Origin of the sequence: Listeria marthii, assembly GCF_014227425.1 — a bacterium.
GTDB lineage: Bacteria > Bacillota > Bacilli > Lactobacillales > Listeriaceae > Listeria > Listeria marthii.
Map to the genome: position 1 here is coordinate 84,881 of NZ_JAASWB010000003.1, position 16,839 is coordinate 101,719.

At 37.6% G+C, this 16,839-nt stretch carries 15 protein-coding genes and 1 other annotated feature; of the genes, 12 read left to right on the plus strand and 3 right to left on the minus strand.

From position 1 onward, the window contains the following. The first annotated feature begins 30 nt into the window (after positions 1 to 30). The 6 genes from HCJ55_RS05835 (at position 31) to HCJ55_RS05860 (ending at position 6,803) form a co-directional block, all read left to right on the plus strand. Positions 31 to 342, plus strand: coding sequence for a thioredoxin family protein (locus HCJ55_RS05835; RefSeq protein ID WP_008947972.1), 312 nt, complete (start codon positions 31 to 33; stop codon positions 340 to 342). Between the two features lie 34 nt (positions 343 to 376). Further along, positions 377 to 1,177, plus strand: a complete 801-nt coding sequence (locus tag HCJ55_RS05840; protein ID WP_185517441.1) for a DUF1444 domain-containing protein — start codon at positions 377 to 379, stop codon at positions 1,175 to 1,177. A 5-nt stretch (positions 1,178 to 1,182) separates the two neighbouring features. Beyond that, complete coding sequence (ytpR, locus tag HCJ55_RS05845; RefSeq protein ID WP_185502320.1) at positions 1,183 to 1,800, plus strand: YtpR family tRNA-binding protein; 618 nt, start codon at positions 1,183 to 1,185, stop codon at positions 1,798 to 1,800. A gap of 310 nt (positions 1,801 to 2,110) precedes the next feature. Further along, complete coding sequence (locus HCJ55_RS05850; RefSeq protein ID WP_185517443.1) at positions 2,111 to 4,474, plus strand: DNA translocase FtsK; 2,364 nt, start codon at positions 2,111 to 2,113, stop codon at positions 4,472 to 4,474. A 295-nt stretch (positions 4,475 to 4,769) separates the two neighbouring features. Next, the gene (gene murC, locus HCJ55_RS05855; protein WP_185502318.1) at positions 4,770 to 6,113 is read left to right on the plus strand and encodes a UDP-N-acetylmuramate--L-alanine ligase; all 1,344 of its coding nucleotides are present in this window, start codon (positions 4,770 to 4,772) and stop codon (positions 6,111 to 6,113) included. A gap of 144 nt (positions 6,114 to 6,257) precedes the next feature. Further along, positions 6,258 to 6,803, plus strand: a complete 546-nt coding sequence (locus HCJ55_RS05860) for a peroxiredoxin (protein WP_185517445.1) — start codon at positions 6,258 to 6,260, stop codon at positions 6,801 to 6,803. 40 nt (positions 6,804 to 6,843) lie between these two features. On the opposite strand, the gene HCJ55_RS05865 is transcribed toward HCJ55_RS05860, so the two are convergent. Then, positions 6,844 to 7,956: a M29 family aminopeptidase T gene (locus tag HCJ55_RS05865; RefSeq protein ID WP_008947966.1), complete on the minus strand. Its 1,113-nt coding sequence runs from the start codon at positions 7,954 to 7,956 to the stop codon at positions 6,844 to 6,846. A gap of 257 nt (positions 7,957 to 8,213) precedes the next feature. Here HCJ55_RS05865 and HCJ55_RS05870 point away from each other — a divergent pair, with 257 nt between their 5' ends. The 5 genes from HCJ55_RS05870 (at position 8,214) to tyrS (ending at position 13,345) form a co-directional block, all read left to right on the plus strand. Continuing rightward, positions 8,214 to 8,669, plus strand: a complete 456-nt coding sequence (locus HCJ55_RS05870) for a DUF948 domain-containing protein (protein WP_003723567.1) — start codon at positions 8,214 to 8,216, stop codon at positions 8,667 to 8,669. 21 nt (positions 8,670 to 8,690) lie between these two features. Beyond that, positions 8,691 to 9,215, plus strand: coding sequence for a YtxH domain-containing protein (locus HCJ55_RS05875; RefSeq protein ID WP_008947965.1), 525 nt, complete (start codon positions 8,691 to 8,693; stop codon positions 9,213 to 9,215). Between the two features lie 221 nt (positions 9,216 to 9,436). After that, positions 9,437 to 10,522: a bifunctional 3-deoxy-7-phosphoheptulonate synthase/chorismate mutase gene (locus HCJ55_RS05880; protein ID WP_185517447.1), complete on the plus strand. Its 1,086-nt coding sequence runs from the start codon at positions 9,437 to 9,439 to the stop codon at positions 10,520 to 10,522. A gap of 234 nt (positions 10,523 to 10,756) precedes the next feature. After that, positions 10,757 to 11,761 carry a catabolite control protein A gene (gene ccpA / locus HCJ55_RS05885; RefSeq protein WP_185506996.1) on the plus strand — a complete coding sequence of 335 codons (1,005 nt, stop codon included), beginning with the start codon at positions 10,757 to 10,759 and terminating at the stop codon, positions 11,759 to 11,761. A gap of 57 nt (positions 11,762 to 11,818) precedes the next feature. After that, positions 11,819 to 12,027, plus strand: a binding site (T-box leader). 58 nt (positions 12,028 to 12,085) lie between these two features. Next, positions 12,086 to 13,345 (plus strand): tyrosine--tRNA ligase, encoded by a 1,260-nt coding sequence (tyrS, locus tag HCJ55_RS05890; RefSeq protein WP_185503502.1) that lies wholly within the window; start codon positions 12,086 to 12,088, stop codon positions 13,343 to 13,345. Positions 13,346 to 13,444: 99 nt separating this feature from the next. Here the strand turns inward: tyrS and rpsD are convergent, their stop codons facing one another. After that, on the minus strand, positions 13,445 to 14,047 hold the full coding sequence (gene rpsD, locus HCJ55_RS05895; protein WP_003723325.1) for a 30S ribosomal protein S4: 603 nt from the start codon (positions 14,045 to 14,047) through the stop codon (positions 13,445 to 13,447). A gap of 211 nt (positions 14,048 to 14,258) precedes the next feature. Beyond that, entirely contained in the window at positions 14,259 to 14,747 is a 489-nt protein-coding gene (msrC, locus tag HCJ55_RS05900; protein ID WP_185506997.1) for a free L-methionine (R)-S-oxide reductase MsrC, read from the minus strand. A 292-nt stretch (positions 14,748 to 15,039) separates the two neighbouring features. Here msrC and ezrA point away from each other — a divergent pair, with 292 nt between their 5' ends. Further along, positions 15,040 to 16,755 (plus strand): septation ring formation regulator EzrA, encoded by a 1,716-nt coding sequence (gene ezrA / locus HCJ55_RS05905; protein WP_185517449.1) that lies wholly within the window; start codon positions 15,040 to 15,042, stop codon positions 16,753 to 16,755. Positions 16,756 to 16,839: the final 84 nt, after the last annotated feature.

The window sequence follows — 16,839 nt, forward strand, 5'->3', positions numbered from 1 at the left end:
CTAGAATGAAACAAGAAGGAGTGAATCAAAATGAAAAACTTGGAATCAGTAGAACAATTTAACGATATCAAAGCAGAAGGTAAATCAGTTTTTATGTTTAGTGCTGATTGGTGCGGCGATTGTAAATATATTGAACCAGTAATGCCTGAAATCGAAGCGGAAAACGAAGACTTTGCTTTTTATCATGTTGATCGAGATAAGTTCATTGATTTATGTGCGGATTTAGCGATTTTTGGAATTCCTAGTTTTCTTGCGTTTGAAGACGATGAAGAAGTAGGGCGTTTCGTAAGTAAGGATAGAAAAACAAAAGAAGAAATTAATGATTTCCTAGCTGCAATATAAAAAGTGACTGCTTTTTATGAAAGGGGAGGCACCTATGGCAAAAATGACCACGTTAAAAATGAAAGAACGGCTAGAAAAAGAACTAGCTACGCTGAATCGCCAATTTTCGTATAATCGCGACAATGATACGCTTTCGGTTATGCAAAATGGTAAGAAAGTAACGCTAACAATTCCGCAAATCATCGCGAATTACGAAAATGATGGAGATGCAGCGATTGAAAAAATAGTTTATTATGTTGAAGAAGGTTTTCGGGCTGCGGTAGGAAATGTCGAGCTTGAAACAAATAAATCAAATATTTATCCAGTTGTTCGCGCGACTTCTTTCCCGAGCGAAACGAAAGCGGGGGAGTCGTTGTTGACGGACGATCATACAGCGGAAACGAAAATTTTCTACGCGTATGACCTAGGGAAATCCTATCGTTTTATTGAAGAGAGTATGCTTAAAGAGGCGAATCTAACACACGAAGAAATAAAAGAAGCTGCTTTCCGCAATCTATCTAAACTAGAAATTCCGCTGAAAAAAGATTCGGTCAACGGTAACGATTTTTATTTCGTACGTACAAACGATGGCTATGATGCAAGTCGATTACTAAACGATGCGTTTCTCCGTGAAATGCGTGAAAAATTAACAGGCGAAATGGTGCTGGCTGTACCGCATCAAGATGTCTTAATTATCGGGGATATTCAAGATAATACAGGTTATGATGTGTTGGCTCATATGACGATGGATTTCTTCGCAGATGGGCTCGTACCAATTACCTCTTTGCCATTTGTCTATAATAATGGTAAACTTGAACCGATATTTATAATGGCAAAAAACAGATTAAAGGAGTAGAAGACGTGATAGTAAACGCATTTTATAATGAAAAAGGGGTAGGGGACACTCTGCTGATTGAAACAGGCGAAGTAACATTTGAAAATCGCGAATGGGAGCGCCGTGGTGACGTAGCTCGTATTTTTGATCGCGAAACAAAAGAAGTAGCTGGCTTCAATATTTTTAACAGCTCAAAATACTTTGATATTACCGCAAATGGCAAAGTAGAACTAACGGAAGAATTAGTTGCATTAATGAATCAAGTAATCGAAAAAGCGGGATTTGAACCAGAAATCGTTGCTGATTTATCTCCTAAGTTCGTTGTTGGGTATGTAGAATCGAAAGAAAAACATCCTAATGCAGATAAATTAAACGTCTGCCAAATCAATGTAGGGGAAGAAGTGCTGCAAATTGTATGTGGTGCCCCGAACATCGAAGCAGGACAAAAAGTTGTTGTTGCGAAAATCGGAGCAGTTATGCCGAGTGGTTTAATCATTAAACCCTCAAATCTACGTGGAGAAGATTCTTTCGGCATGGTATGTGCTGCGCGTGAACTTGCGATTCCTGATGCGCCTGCTGAAAAAGGTATTCTTGTTCTGGAAGCCTCGGCTACACCAGGAGAAGAATTTCCGGTTAATTTCTAAATAAATGATTATTTTTTAAGCGTCCAATGCTATATTGGGCGCTTTTTATATTGCTAAATTTCATATATTGTGAAATTAGGTGAAATGTAGAACGATTTAGTGTTAATTGTATACAAAATAGATATGAATCGTACAAAAATAGAATGATTTTCGAGTTATAATAAAAACTTATATCACGTTTAAACTTAGTTATATCAAGGTATTATAACGAATATGCTTTAAAAAATAGCGAATTCACAATTTTGTCATAGATTATTTTGTTTTTGTCTGTTAAAATCAAACAAGAAAATTAAATTTAGGGTGATAATGAATGGGATGGTTTAAAGATTTTTTCTTTGGCGATATGGACGAAGAAATAGATACATACGAAGATACGTCTTCTAGAAAAGTAGAAAAACAAGTAAAACAACGAGCTCCAGAAGTAGTACCGAAATCAAATGTAACAGCAATTAAAACAAAAGAACGTACTATAAGAAACGAGCGACCAGTTGCATATAAAACAGTACCAAAACAAAAACCAGTACAACCAGTGAAGCGGCAAATGAAAACACAGATGGTATATCAATATCCAAAAGGTGAATTCCGTTTTCCACTAATTCCAGACAAACAAGTAAGCCAACCAATTCAACCAAAAAAACAACCAATAACAGAAAGACAAGTAGCGGAAAGACCACAACCAGTAAAAACAGAAACAAGAAAAAGACCTTTTACTGCGACGGATGTACCTTCGCCTGTCTATGCCTTTAAAAAACGACCAAGTAAATTCGAATTTGCCGTTTCAGAAGCGGAAGAATTAACAGAGATACAAGAAGATTTAACAATTGCGCCAGTTGATTTATTAGAATCAGCCGAAGCAGAAACGATTGCACTTGATGTGGAATTGGATCGTCAAATAGAAGCAGAATTTCCAGAAGAAATTGAAGTTGTGACAGAAGAAGAGGTTGTTTCGGAACCTGAACCAATCGAAGCAGAACCCATTCCAGAAATAGCAGAACCTGAACTAAAACGCGTTTCTTTAATTAAAGAGGAACCCGTACAAGCGACATCATCTGCCAGAAATGCCCAAGTGGAATCGAATAGACAAGAACAAATGTTGAAAAGTAGAATTCCATTCAATGTTATGATGGTGAAAAAAGATAAACAAGCACTCCAAAAAGAAGAAGTACATGAAGTTATTTCGGAAAAACCAGCAATAATAGAAGAACAACCAAACATAACGGAACAAACACAATCTGTAACAGCGACTTATCCAACGAATTACGAGTTCCCGTCATTCAGCTTGCTCCATCCGCCAGTATCGAAACGCGAAGATGATTCTTGGCTTCAAATGCAGCAAGAAATGCTAGATGAAACATTAGAAAATTTCAATGTCCATGCGAGTGTTGTTAACCGGACACAAGGGCCAGCCGTGACTAGGTTTGAAGTTCAACCTGAAAAAGGCGTAAAAGTGAGCAAAATCACCAATTTAACCGATGATATTAAATTAAGTTTAGCGGCGAAAGATATTCGTATTGAGGCGCCGATTCCTGGTAAAAGTACCGTGGGGATTGAGATTCCGAATCAAACGAGTCGCCCAGTAATGCTTTCTGAATTAATGAACACCGAAGCTTTCCAATCATCCGAGTCGCCATTAACAGCCGCGCTAGGATTAGATATTTCTGGAACGCCAATTATTACTGACTTACAAAAAATGCCGCATGGTTTAATAGCCGGAGCAACAGGGTCAGGGAAAAGTGTTTGTATCAATTCATTGCTAGTAAGTTTATTGTACAAAGCAACACCAGATCAATTGAAACTACTCTTAATTGATCCAAAAATGGTTGAGTTAGCGCCATACAACCGGATTCCGCATCTTGTGAGCCCGGTAATTACAGACGCCAAAGCAGCAACGGTCGCTTTGAAATGGGCGGTAGAAGAAATGGAACGACGTTATCAACTATTTAGCCACACAGGCGTTAGAAACATGGAAAAATATAATGAATATGCTAGTCACCCCGATCATACGGGAGAAAAATTACCTTATATTTTAATTGTGATTGATGAATTAGCTGATTTAATGATGGTTGCACCAAACGATGTAGAAGAATCCATTAGCCGTATCGCTCAAAAAGCAAGGGCATGTGGTATTCATATGATTGTAGCGACACAGCGCCCCTCTGTAGACGTAATTACAGGTCTTATTAAGGCGAATATCCCGACGCGTGTTTCGTTCTCTGTATCGTCTCAAATCGACTCTAGAACGATCCTTGATGCGAGTGGGGCAGAAAAACTACTTGGAAAAGGGGATATGCTATTCTTACCAAGTGGCGCAAGTAAGCCAGTACGTTTACAAGGAACGTTCGTTAGTGATGAAGAGATTGATGCCGTAGTTGCTCATGTTCGAAGTCAAGGCGAGGCGGATTATATCTTTGAAGAACAAGAATTACTTGTAAAAGAGTCTGTAAAAGAAAACACGGATGAATTATTTGAAGAGGCATGTGACTTTGTTTTAAGTCAAAATGCCGCATCGACATCCTTGCTACAAAGACATTTTAGAATCGGCTACAACCGTGCAGCGCGATTAATGGAAGCACTCGAGAATCATCAAATCGTTTCCGGGATAAATGGTTCCAAGCCGCGAGATGTTATTATTACAAAGGACCAATTAGCTAAGTTAAGAAACAAAGAATCTTAATTTTGTAGTACTAAACTAACACATTACTTAATTAGTTTTACAAAATATGGCTATTTTCATGAGTAATTTCGCTTATATTCGCTGAAAGATTTTTCTATTTACATGGAAAGTGATATAATAAGCTGGTGAATTATTGACTCAACTAAGAATTCAAACATAAAACACAATTGGAACGTAAGATGATGTCTAGAAAACGGAGACTTTATACTGTTTTCAAAGTTAAGACTTGGTGCTTAACAGTTAACATGTTTTTTTTAGGCACCCTCTTCAAGATAAATTAATGGGGGTTCAAATAATGACTATCTATCATTTTGTTGGAATAAAAGGGTCAGGAATGAGTGCACTTGCTCAAATCCTGCATGATAAAGGTTTTCAAGTGCAAGGCAGTGATGTAGATAAATATTTCTTTACACAAAAAGCATTAGAAGAAAAGCAAATTCCGATTATGACTTTTTCGGCTGATAATATTCAAGAAGGCCTAACAATTATTGCTGGGAACGCATTCCCAGATACACATGAAGAAATTGAGCGTGCGCTGGAACTTGGTCTTCCAGTGATTCGATATCATAAATTTTTAGGTCAATTAATAGATGGCTATACAAGTATTGCAATAACTGGTTCGCATGGTAAAACGTCGACAACCGGTCTGCTTTCTCATGTCGTTGGCGCTATCCGCCCAACTTCTTACTTGATTGGTGATGGTACTGGTAGCGGGACAAAAGGGGCGGAATATTTTGCGCTTGAAGCGTGTGAATATCAACGCCATTTCCTTGCGTATAAACCAACCTATGCAATCATGACAAATATTGATTGGGATCATCCGGATTATTTCAAGAGCGTGGATGATGTATTTAACGCGTTTGAAACTCTAGGTAAACAAGTGAAAAAAGCTGTGTTTGCGCTAGGCGATGATGCTGAATTGCGTAAACTTACTTTAGATATTCCGATTATTTACTTTGGCTTCGATGAGGAAAACGAATTCCAAGCGAAAAACGTAATCAAAGAAACAACTGGAACAAAATTCGACGTGTATCATCGCGGAGAGTTTTTAGGTTCTTTTGAAATTCCGGCATACGGGGATCACAACGTATTAAACGCATTAAGTGTTATTGCACTTTGCGATTACGAAGGTCTGCCAGTAGAAGCAGTTAAAAATGAACTAAAAACCTTTGAAGGCGTAAAAAGAAGATTTAGTATTACAGAAAAAGCGAATCAAGTATTAGTTGATGACTATGCGCATCATCCATCCGAAATTCGCGCTACTGTCAATGCTGCAAGACAAAAATATCCAGACAAAAAAGTTGTTGCCGTATTCCAGCCGCACACATTCACGCGAACACGCACATTCTTACAAGGTTTTGCGGATAGCTTGAATTTAGCGGATGAAGTATACCTTTGTGACATCTTTGGTTCCGCGCGCGAAAAAACAGGCAATTTAACGATTGCTGATTTAGCACATAAAACAAAAGGTAATCACATTATTAAAGAAGAGCACACAGAAGAGCTCCTGAAATATCCAGAAGCAGTTATTTTATTCATGGGTGCAGGGGATGTTCAAAAATTCCAAGCTGCCTATGAAAAAGTACTTGATAATGAAGTTATCACAGCTGCTGATTTGAAAAAAAGCGCGATTAATTAATGACTAAAAAAAGCATGTCCATCATCGGGCATGCTTTTTTCTTGTTTATAATTAGTATAAATAAAGCTTTACAGTCTTTCTTAGGTGTATTAAAATATATCATGTGATGCAAAATACAACTACATAATTAATGGAGGGATAAAAGTGGCAGAACGTTTAGTAGGCACGCAAGCTCCAAGATTCGAAATGGAAGCTGTTATGCCAAATCAGACTTTTGGTAAAGTAAGTCTAGAAAAAAATATAGAAGATGATAAATGGACGATTCTGTTTTTCTATCCAATGGACTTTACATTTGTTTGTCCGACAGAAATCGTTGCTATTTCCGCTCGGTCAGATGAATTTGATGCATTAAATGCACGTATTATTGGTGCTTCAACTGATACAATTCATTCGCATCTTGCATGGACAAATACGCCGATTAAAGAAGGCGGAATTGGTAAATTATCCTACCCGCTCGCTGCAGATACAAATCACCAAGTAGCAAGCGATTACGGTGTTTTAATTGAAGAAGAGGGCGTAGCGTTACGTGGCCTGTTCATTATCAATCCAAAAGGTGAAATTCAATACGAAGTGGTTCACCATAATAATATCGGCCGTGAAGTCGATGAAGTTTTACGAGTTTTACAAGCATTACAAACAGGTGGCCTGTGCCCAATTAACTGGCAACCAGGTGAAAAAACAATTGTTTAAATAAGAAAAGCGCTTAGGATCAATTCCTAAGCGCCTTTTTTTATACTAAGTTTTCTGGATTAAGTGGTGCTAATTCAGGAAGAACGAAAATACCATCTTTGCGAATTAGAACATCGTCAAAGTAGATTTCGCCGCCACCGTAATCGGCACGTTGAATATTAACAAGATCCCAGTGAATCGCTGACTGATTACCATTAAACGCTTCATCATAACATTGACCAGGTGTAAAGTGGAAACTGCCTTCGATTTTTTCATCAAAAAGGATATCTTGCATTGGTTCGTGGATGAATGGGTTCACACCAATTGCGAATTCACCAACAAAGCGTGCACCTTCATCTGTATCTAAAACTTTATTGATGCGTGCTGTATCGTTAGCAGTCGCTTCCACAATTTTTCCATCTTTAAACGTGAAAGAGACATTTTCAAACGTAAAGCCTTGGTAAGGAGAAGGCGTGTTATACGTAAGTGTTCCGTTAATGGAATCGCGAACTGGAGCAGTAAATACTTCGCCATCTGGAATATTCATTTCACCAGCACATTTAATTGCCGGAATATCCTTAATGCTAAATGTTAAATCTGTTCCTGGTCCAACTAAGTGCACTTTATCTGTTTTGTTCATTAGTTCTACTAAGCCATCCATTGCGTCGCTCATTTTTCCGTAATCTAAGTTACATACATCAAAATAGAAATCTTCAAAACCAGCTGTGCTCATTTTCGCAAGTTGTGCCATGGATGAGCTTGGGTAACGCAGAACGACCCATTTTGTTTGTTTGACACGGATATCCGAGTGCATTTTACCAACTGTTTCGCCGTTGATTTTCAATTTATCGGCTGGTACATCAGATGTTTCGTTGATGTTATCCCCAGCACGTAAACCTATGTAAGCATCCATTTCTTTCATTACATTGCCTTCGAATTCAGCAATTTTCGCGTATTGTTCACTGTTAGCGCCGAGCATCATCGCACGGTCGATTTGTGGTTCTTTTAAAGAAACGAACGGGAAACCGCCAGCTTTGTATGCTTCTTCCACTAAAGCCATCACTAGTTCTTTTTGAACACCGAAGTTTTCGATTAATACTTTTTCTCCAGCGCCAAGTTTGACGGAATAGTTGATTAAATTATGTGCTAATTTTTCGATTCTTGCATCTCTCATATTGTTACCTCCCTGAATTTTAACTAAAAATGGGCAAAAAAGCAGCCTGTATCTATTTTACTCCAAATCACACCAAAAGCAACCTTCTGCAACAAATTAGCATGTTTCTTTCTTATTAGTTTATTTTTCGGCGGTTACTTGCTAAAATGAAGCTAATACCTTTTCTTTTTTGCATTTTGTACATAGATTCATTAGGGAAGAAAGTTTTAGAGGGGAATACTCAGGGTATAGAAAAAAGAATATGGAGGTGTGGATAGATGATAGTAATCTTGTATATTGCTGCGCTCATTGCCGCAATTGCGCTTTTAGTTATTGCCATCTATTTGGGAAAAACGTTAAAATCAACGTCCCAAACAATGGATGAGGTAGCTAAGTCGTTAGAAAAAATCACAGTAGAAGTACAGGGGATTACAGGGCAATCACAAAAATTGCTTGATAAGACCAATACACTTCTAGAAGATGTAAATGGCAAAGTAGCGAAAGTGGATCCAGTTTTTGATGCAGTTGGTGACATTGGGACTTCTTTACTAGGATTAAGTCAATCTGTTCGCGAACTAGCAACACTCGCAACAAACAAGGTAGAACAAAATGAAGCGAAGATTTCTCAAGCTGTCTCAATTAGCAATTCAATTCTTTCTTTTAGAGAAAAAATGAAAGCGAATAAAGCAGCGAAAGAAGCCGCAAAAGAAGCGGCAGAACAATCTAATTTCTAATATAATTTGGAGGGATTTAACATGGCAGAAAAAGATGGTATTAATACAAAAGATTTTCTAATCGGTGGTTTAATTGGTGCAATCGTTGGTTCAGCCGCAGCACTATTATTTGCCCCTAAATCAGGTAAAGAACTACGTGAAGACTTAAATACACAAGTAGATACAATTAAAGAAAAAGGCAACCAATGGAAAGACGTTGCTTATGAAAAAGGTATCGAAATCAGTGGTGTTGCCAAAGGAACAAAAGATAAATTAGTTGATTCCGCTGGTGGATTTGTAGACGTAGTAAAAGACAAATCAGGTAAATTAGCTGATACAGTTTCTAAACAAAGCAAAGCAGTGAAAGAAGTCGTTTCACAAAATAAAGAAGAAAACCAAGAAGCTGCTAAAAAAGCGGCAGAAGCTGTAAAAAGTGAAGCTAAAGACGCTGCAGACGATGTAGAAAAAGCAGCAGACAAAGCGAAAAATGAAGCAAAAAAAGCAGTCAATGAAGGCAAAGACGAAGCGAAAAAAATTGCTTCCGACGCTAAAAAAGAAGTAAAATAAAGTAATTAATAAAAACAGCCTTTCGGGGCTGTTTTTTTATTAGGAGAAAAAGCAATTATCCGCTTGTAATTTATTTCAAAACGTGTTAACATTAGTTTTACATTATTCACTTTAATGCTTAAAAGCGATTAAGTATAAAAGTGGATTCGTGACAAACTATCTGTTTTCCTCTATAATGAAACATAATCTTGGAGCAGATTTTTTAGAAGGGTGGAAGTAAAATGGTTAATACAAATTTAGAGGAACTTAGAACACAGGTGGATCAATTAAATATTGATTTGCTGGAATTAATTAGCAAACGCGCAAATTTAGTACAAGAAATTGGCAAAATCAAAGGAACTCAAGGTTCTCTTCGTTTTGATCCATTGCGTGAAAGAGAAATGCTTAACACGATTCTTGCGGCAAATGAAGGACCTTTTGAAGATAGTACGGTTCAAAAATTATTTAAAGAAATTTTTAAAGCGGGATTAGAACTTCAAGAAGATGATCACTCTAAAGCATTACTCGTTTCTAGAAAAAATAAAAAAGAAGATACGATTGTTACTGTTAAAGGCTTACCAATCGGAAACGGCGAACCAGTATTTGTATTCGGTCCGTGTTCGGTTGAATCTTACGAACAAGTTGCTGCTGTCGCTGAATCTATTAAAGCGAAAGGCTTAAAACTTATTCGCGGTGGGGCATTTAAACCTCGTACTAGCCCATATGACTTCCAAGGATTAGGTTTAGAAGGACTCAAAATTTTAAAACGTGTTTCTGATGAATACGGTTTAGGCGTTATTAGCGAAATCGTTACACCAGCTGATATTGAAGTAGCACTTGATTATGTCGATGTTATTCAAATTGGTGCAAGAAACATGCAAAACTTCGAATTACTAAAAGCGGCTGGTCGTGTCGACAAACCGATTCTTCTAAAACGTGGCTTATCTGCTACAATTGAAGAATTCATCGGTGCTGCTGAATATATTATGTCACAAGGAAATGGCAAAATTATTTTATGTGAACGTGGTATTCGTACTTACGAAAAAGCGACAAGAAACACATTAGATATTTCTGCTGTTCCGATTTTGAAGAAAGAAACGCATTTACCAGTTATGGTTGATGTAACGCATTCTACTGGTCGAAAAGATCTATTACTTCCATGTGCAAAAGCTGCTCTAGCTATTGAAGCAGACGGTGTTATGGCGGAAGTTCATCCAGATCCAGCTGTTGCCTTATCAGATTCTGCACAACAAATGGATATTCCTGAATTTGAAGAGTTCTGGAATGCGATTTTAGCGAGTAATTTGGTACCGCGCAAAATAAAATAATACGGAAAAGCCTTGGGATTCCAAGGCTTTTTATTTTGCTAACTATTATTAATGCATAAATAACATTCTTATATCCGAAACAATGCCGTTTTGATATGAAAATAAATGAAAATAAAGAGTAAAAACAATTGCATATCGAAAAAACTTATCGTATTATTAAGGGAAGGCTAGTTTGTTTCCGTTTACAATGGTAGATAGAGCCATTAAAATAATGAATATGGAGAGTGAATAGGGATGAATGTAACAATTTATGATGTTGCACGTGAAGCGAACGTTTCTATGGCAACGGTATCTCGGGTAGTTAACGGCAATCCGAATGTTAAACCAGTAACAAGAAAAAAAGTATTGGATGTTATTAATCAATTAGGTTATCGTCCAAACGCTGTAGCTAGAGGGCTAGCAAGCAAACGTACAACTACTGTTGGCGTAATTATTCCAGATATTTCTAACGTGTTTTATGCAGAACTTGCACGTGGGATTGAAGATATTGCAACGATGTACAAATACAACATTATCCTTAGCAACTCGGACGAAAATGAGGATAAAGAACTTCAAGTACTAAACACGCTGCTTGGCAAACAAGTGGACGGTATTATTTACATGGGTGAACGTATTTCAGAACAATTACAAGAAGAATTTGACCGTTCTCCTGCACCAGTCGTATTAGCTGGAGCAGTTGATTTGGAAAACAAATTAGCTTCTGTTAATATCGATTACAAACAAGCGACTAAAGAAGCCGTACAACGTTTTGTAGCGAACGGCCATAAGCAAATCGCATTCGTCAGTGGTTCTTTAAACGAGCCTGTCAATCGTGAAATGAAGTTAGCTGGCTATAAAGAAGCGTTAGAAGAAGCTGGTATTGCTTACCAAGAAGATTACATTATTGAAGCAAAATACAACTACAATGCAGGTGTAAAAGTTTGGGCGGAATTAAGTGCTTTAGCGAAAAAACCAAATGCAGTTGTAGTCGCTGATGATGAACTAGCTATTGGTATTTTGAACGCAGCACTGGATGCTGGAATCAAAGTTCCGGAAGACCTAGAAGTGATGACAAGCAACAATACAAAATTAACGTTAATGTCACGTCCGCAACTTTCGACTATTGTACAACCTTTATATGATATTGGTGCGGTTGCGATGCGTTTACTTACGAAATTAATGACAAGTGAAGAAGTAGACGAAAAAACAGTAATCTTACCACATAGCGAAAAACTACGTGGAACAACGAAAGAAAAATAAAAGAGTTGACATCATTTTTGACGGTATGTTATAAATGTATGTATACTTTTCATATCGAAAATGACTATGAACGGACGAAGTAGTTGCTTATTCTTTTTCTTAGAGAGCTAGTGGTTGGTGGAAACTAGTAGAGATGAGTGGACGAATTACATCCCGGAGTCACGCTGCACAGGATAATGGTGCGGCCGGTGTTGAGCCGTTATTCTTTGAAGTAGGATTTATTCCTAAAAGTAGGGTGGTACCACGTTAATTAATACGTCCCTTCGCTAAATTTTTGGCGGAGGGGCGTTTTTTATGTCCAAAAATAAAAGGAGAATGATTGAAATGAATATTATTGATGAGTTAGAGTGGCGCGGAGCCATTTACCAACAAACAGATGAAGAAGGTTTACGTAAATGGGTGGAAGAAAAGCAAATTTCTTTATACTGCGGGATTGATCCATCGGGAGATTCGATGCATATTGGTCATTTAATTCCGTTTATGATTTTACGTCGTTTCCAAAATGCTGGGCACCGTCCGATTATTTTAGTTGGTGGAGCAACTGGAACAATTGGTGATCCAAGTGGTAAAAAAGAAGAACGTCAATTGCAATCAATGGAACAAATCAGCAAAAATGTGGAAAGTTTACGTGTGCAGCTTGGAAAGATTTTTGATTTTGAAGGTGATTCCGCAGCAAGCATGGTCAACAACTATGACTGGACGAAAGATGTAAGTATTCTTGATTTCTTACGTGATTACGGAAAAGAATTCAATGTAAACACGATGCTTTCTAAAGATATCGTTGCTAGTCGTTTAGAAGTAGGGATTTCATTTACGGAGTTTGCTTACCAAATTTTACAAGCGATGGACTTTAATCACTTATATGAATTTAATGATTGTCGTCTGCAAATTGGCGGTAGTGATCAGTGGGGGAATATAACAGCTGGGCTAGACTTAATTCGTAAAAAACAAGGCGAAAATGCGAAGGCGTTTGGTTTAACGATTCCACTTTTAACAAAAGCGGATGGAACGAAATTTGGTAAATCAGAGGGTGGCGCGATTTGGTTAAACCCCGAAAAAACGACGCCGTATGAGTTTTATCAATTTTGGATTAACACGGATGATCGTGATGTCGTGAAATACTTGAAATACTTTACGTTCTTAACGGAAGCAGAAATTGCCGAATTGGCAAAACAAGTGGAAACAGAACCTCATTTGCGAGCTGCTCAAAAAACATTAGCTGCAGAAATGACTAAATTTGTGCATAGTGAAGAAGCTTTAGAGCAAGCTTTGAAAATTTCAAAAGCGTTGTTTAGTGGGGATGTTAAGGCACTTACTGCAGACGAAATCGAACAAGGCTTCAAAGATGTACCAACGTTTGTAGCAGAAGATGCGGAAGTTAACTTAGTGGATTGGTTAGTAACGCTTGGCATTGAGCCTTCGAAACGTCAAGCTCGGGAAGATGTGGGTAACGGAGCTATCTACATTAACGGCGAACGTCAACAAGATTTAGAAAAAATCATGGATGCAAGCGACCGGATTGAAAATAAATTTACGATTGTAAGACGCGGGAAGAAAAAATATTTCTTAGTTTCTTATAAATAAGAAAAAAAGCACTCGTTTTTAAGGCGAGTGCTTTTTTGTGCATAAAAAAAACCTTACAACCACGACCGAAGTCATGAATTGTAAGGCTTTTAGTTCTAATTAACGGCTGTAGAATTCTACGATAAATGCTTCGTTGATTTCAGCAGCAAGTTCAGAACGTTCTGGAAGACGGTTAAGTGAACCAGTAAGTTTTTCTGCATCGAAAGTTACGTATTCAGGCACGAAGCTTGAAACTTCTAAGCTTTCAGCGATTGCAGAGTTTTTAGCAGATTTTTCACGAACAGAAATCACTTGACCAACAGAAACTTGGTAAGAAGGGATATCTACGCGTTTGCCATCTACAGTGATGTGGCCATGGTTTACTAGTTGACGAGCTGCACGACGAGTGCGAGCAAGACCAAGACGGTAAACGATGTTATCAAGGCGTTGTTCTAGTAAGATCATGAAGTTCTCACCATGTTTACCTTGTAATTTACCAGCTTTGTTGAACGTGTTTTTGAATTGACGTTCTGTTAATCCGTACATATGACGCAATTTTTGCTTTTCAGCTTGTTGCAAACCATATTCTGAGATTTTTTTACGTTGAGTTGGGCCGTGTTGACCTGGAGCATACGGACGACGCTCTAATTCTTTACCTGTTCCAGAAAGTGAAATTCCTAAACGACGGGAAACTTTCCAGCTTGGACCTGTATAACGAGCCATAAGAGACTCCTCCTTTTATTTGTTTTTGGTATAAAACAAACGTGACGTAAAACCTAATCAGGGCAGTTTACCTTCATATACCATCACCATAGCAGCCGCCGGTTACGCGATATACCACAGAATTAAATCTGGGGGTAAACAACACACTCATTCATTTTACTCAAGCTGCATTTTACACATCTTCCAGTATAGTATAGTTACTAGTCGCTTGTCAATTGATTTCTTGAGTAATCGCATCACGGATTTTTTCTAACCATAATTGATCTACTTCATCAAAACGGCTAAAATTTGGGCTATCGATATCAAGTACGCCAAGCAACTGCGAATTTTTCACGATAGGTAGAACAATTTCTGAATTAGAAGCCGCGTCGCAAGCGATATGGCCAGGGAAATCGTGAACATTTTCAACGATATACGTTTTTTGGTCAGCAGCAGCAGAACCGCACACACCTTTACCAAGGGGAATGCGAATGCAAGCAGGCAGACCTTGGAAGGGGCCAAGCACTAATTGGTTGGATTCTTTTTCTAGTAAATAAAAGCCGACCCAATTAATATCAGAAAGTGCTTGATTTAATATAGAAGAAACATTGCTCAAATTGGCAATTAAATTTGGTTCGCCAGCAATCATTGCTTGGACTTGTTTTAACGCAAGCGCGTAATTTTCTTCTTTTGTACCAGTCATTTTTTGAATTTCAATCATTTTATATCCCCACATTTCTTTTCAAATAATGTCTTTAGTATAGCATGAACGGCAAGGGATTTCGGGAAATTTGTTTCGTGATAAGATGGATTTTAGTTACGCCAAATTTTTTTTCGCTAAACGCAAGTAATTCTAAGGAAATCGTGGTAAAATAAAAGATGTGTATAATGAACTGAAAATGAGGAATAAAATATACTACATATGGAAAGATGTACATAATTGAAAAGATGTATGAGCAGCACGAGTGTGGCTGTTTTTCTTTCACAAGTTAACGTTGATGGGAGGATTTTGGATGTACTACATGTTAATCGGCTTTATTATCGTAGTAATTGCAGTTATTAGTGCAGGCTACATTTTAAAAAGAAAACATTACCAAAGAATAAACGAGTTAGAAGAGAAAAAGATTAAACTCAGAGAGCGGCCGGTTATTGATGAACTTTCAAAAGTGAAGAAATTAAAGCTAACAGGTCAGACAGAAGCGCTTTTTGAATCATGGCGTTCGTCCTGGGATGAAATTGAAACAAGATTATTTCCTGATTTAGAAGAAGTATTATTAGAAGCAGAGATGAACACAGATCGTTATAAATTCCGTTCTGCTACATATGCCGAAAATGATATTGAGCAAATGCTCGTTGTCATCGAAAAACAAATGGATCAAATTCTTGGCGGTCTAAAAGAATTGCTTGTTAGTGAAGAGAAAAATGCCGAAGAAAGTCGTGCAACAAAAGAAAAATTTGCAGAACTTCGCCGGGAAGTGTTAACAAGAGGCTTTAAACTAGGGGAGACTTTACCTTATGTAGAAGCCAAACTAAATGATCTTTCCGAAAGCTTGAATAACTATGATTTACTAACTGACCAAGGCGATCATTTAGAAGCACGTGAAATCGTCATCGTTGTTCAAAAAGAAATGCAAATTATCGAAGCTCAAATGGAACGGATTCCGTCCTTATTGCATGAAACAGATACCATTTTGCCAGAAGAAATGAATAAACTTCGAGCTGGTTATGAAGAAATGGTGCGAAAAGGTTATTATTTAGCCCAAATGGAGTTAGATAAAGAAATTTCGCGCATGAAAAATCAAATTGATAAAATGAAACAAAATGTAATTAATCTTGATTTGGATGAAGCTGAACAAGGTATAGAAGAATTACATAACGAGATTGAATTGTTTTATGATGCATTGGAGCATGAAGCAGAAGCGCGTCATTTCGTTAAAGAAAATCATAGCCCGACTTCTGATAAGTTACAACGTCAAAATCTAGTTTCAGATGCACTTGCTGAACAAATTACAGAAGTAAAACAAACGTATCATGTTGCGGAAGACGATTTAGCGATTTATTTAAAAACAAGCGCTAAATTAAGCGAAGCAAAAGAGAATTTTGAGCAACTGACAGCTTTAATTGCTAGCGGCGAGATTGCTTACTCTGCTGCCCAAGATACAATGAAAGAAATCGATGCATCGCTTATTACTATTGGTGCTGAACAAGATAATTTTGCGGAAGAATTACGTTCACTTCGTAAAGATGAACTTGAAGCACGCGATGATGCTGAGCGGATGCGCCGTGCGATTATCACACTTGATCGCAAAATGGAACGAGAACGTTTGCCAGGTCTTCCGGAAGAGTATTTATCGCTCCGTGAACATATGGGTGAGTCTATTGATACGCTGGAGAAACGCTTAGAAGAAAAGCCATTGAATATGAAGGCTGTTAGTCAAGATTGGCGTATTGCAGAAGAAGATTTAATTCATTTAACGGAAAAAGCGGAAGAAATGATGGAGAATGTTCGTTTAGTTGAGCATGTCATTCAATACGCGAATCGCTACCGATTACGCAATAAAGAATTGGCAGATGAACTTGTACAAGCAGAAAATCATTTCTACAACGATTATCAGTACAAGAAAGCATTGGAAATTGCTGTAACGGCACTAGAAAAAGTCGAAACAGGCGCATTTAAAAAAGTCGAAAAAGCTTACTCTTCCAAAGTAAGTGTCGATGATATCGAATAAAATTGTAAAAACAGGTATTTCTATTATTATAGGAATCCTGTTTTTTTATGAAAATAGTAGTTGGAAAGTAGTGGAATTATGATA

Bases quoted from the DNA above. Each gene is read 5' to 3' on its own strand.
- HCJ55_RS05835 (WP_008947972.1), top strand. From the start codon at position 31: ATGAAAAACTTGGAATCAGTAGAACAATTTAACGATATCAAAGCAGAA.
- HCJ55_RS05840 (WP_185517441.1), top strand. From the start codon at position 377: ATGGCAAAAATGACCACGTTAAAAATGAAAGAACGGCTAGAAAAAGAA.
- HCJ55_RS05850 (WP_185517443.1), top strand. From the start codon at position 2,111: ATGGGATGGTTTAAAGATTTTTTCTTTGGCGATATGGACGAAGAAATA.
- murC (WP_185502318.1), top strand. From the start codon at position 4,770: ATGACTATCTATCATTTTGTTGGAATAAAAGGGTCAGGAATGAGTGCA.
- HCJ55_RS05865 (WP_008947966.1), bottom strand. From the start codon at position 7,956: ATGAGAGATGCAAGAATCGAAAAATTAGCACATAATTTAATCAACTAT.
- HCJ55_RS05870 (WP_003723567.1), top strand. From the start codon at position 8,214: ATGATAGTAATCTTGTATATTGCTGCGCTCATTGCCGCAATTGCGCTT.
- HCJ55_RS05875 (WP_008947965.1), top strand. From the start codon at position 8,691: ATGGCAGAAAAAGATGGTATTAATACAAAAGATTTTCTAATCGGTGGT.
- HCJ55_RS05880 (WP_185517447.1), top strand. From the start codon at position 9,437: ATGGTTAATACAAATTTAGAGGAACTTAGAACACAGGTGGATCAATTA.
- ccpA (WP_185506996.1), top strand. From the start codon at position 10,757: ATGAATGTAACAATTTATGATGTTGCACGTGAAGCGAACGTTTCTATG.
- tyrS (WP_185503502.1), top strand. From the start codon at position 12,086: ATGAATATTATTGATGAGTTAGAGTGGCGCGGAGCCATTTACCAACAA.
- rpsD (WP_003723325.1), bottom strand. From the start codon at position 14,047: ATGGCTCGTTATACAGGTCCAAGCTGGAAAGTTTCCCGTCGTTTAGGA.
- msrC (WP_185506997.1), bottom strand. From the start codon at position 14,747: ATGATTGAAATTCAAAAAATGACTGGTACAAAAGAAGAAAATTACGCG.
- ezrA (WP_185517449.1), top strand. From the start codon at position 15,040: ATGTACTACATGTTAATCGGCTTTATTATCGTAGTAATTGCAGTTATT.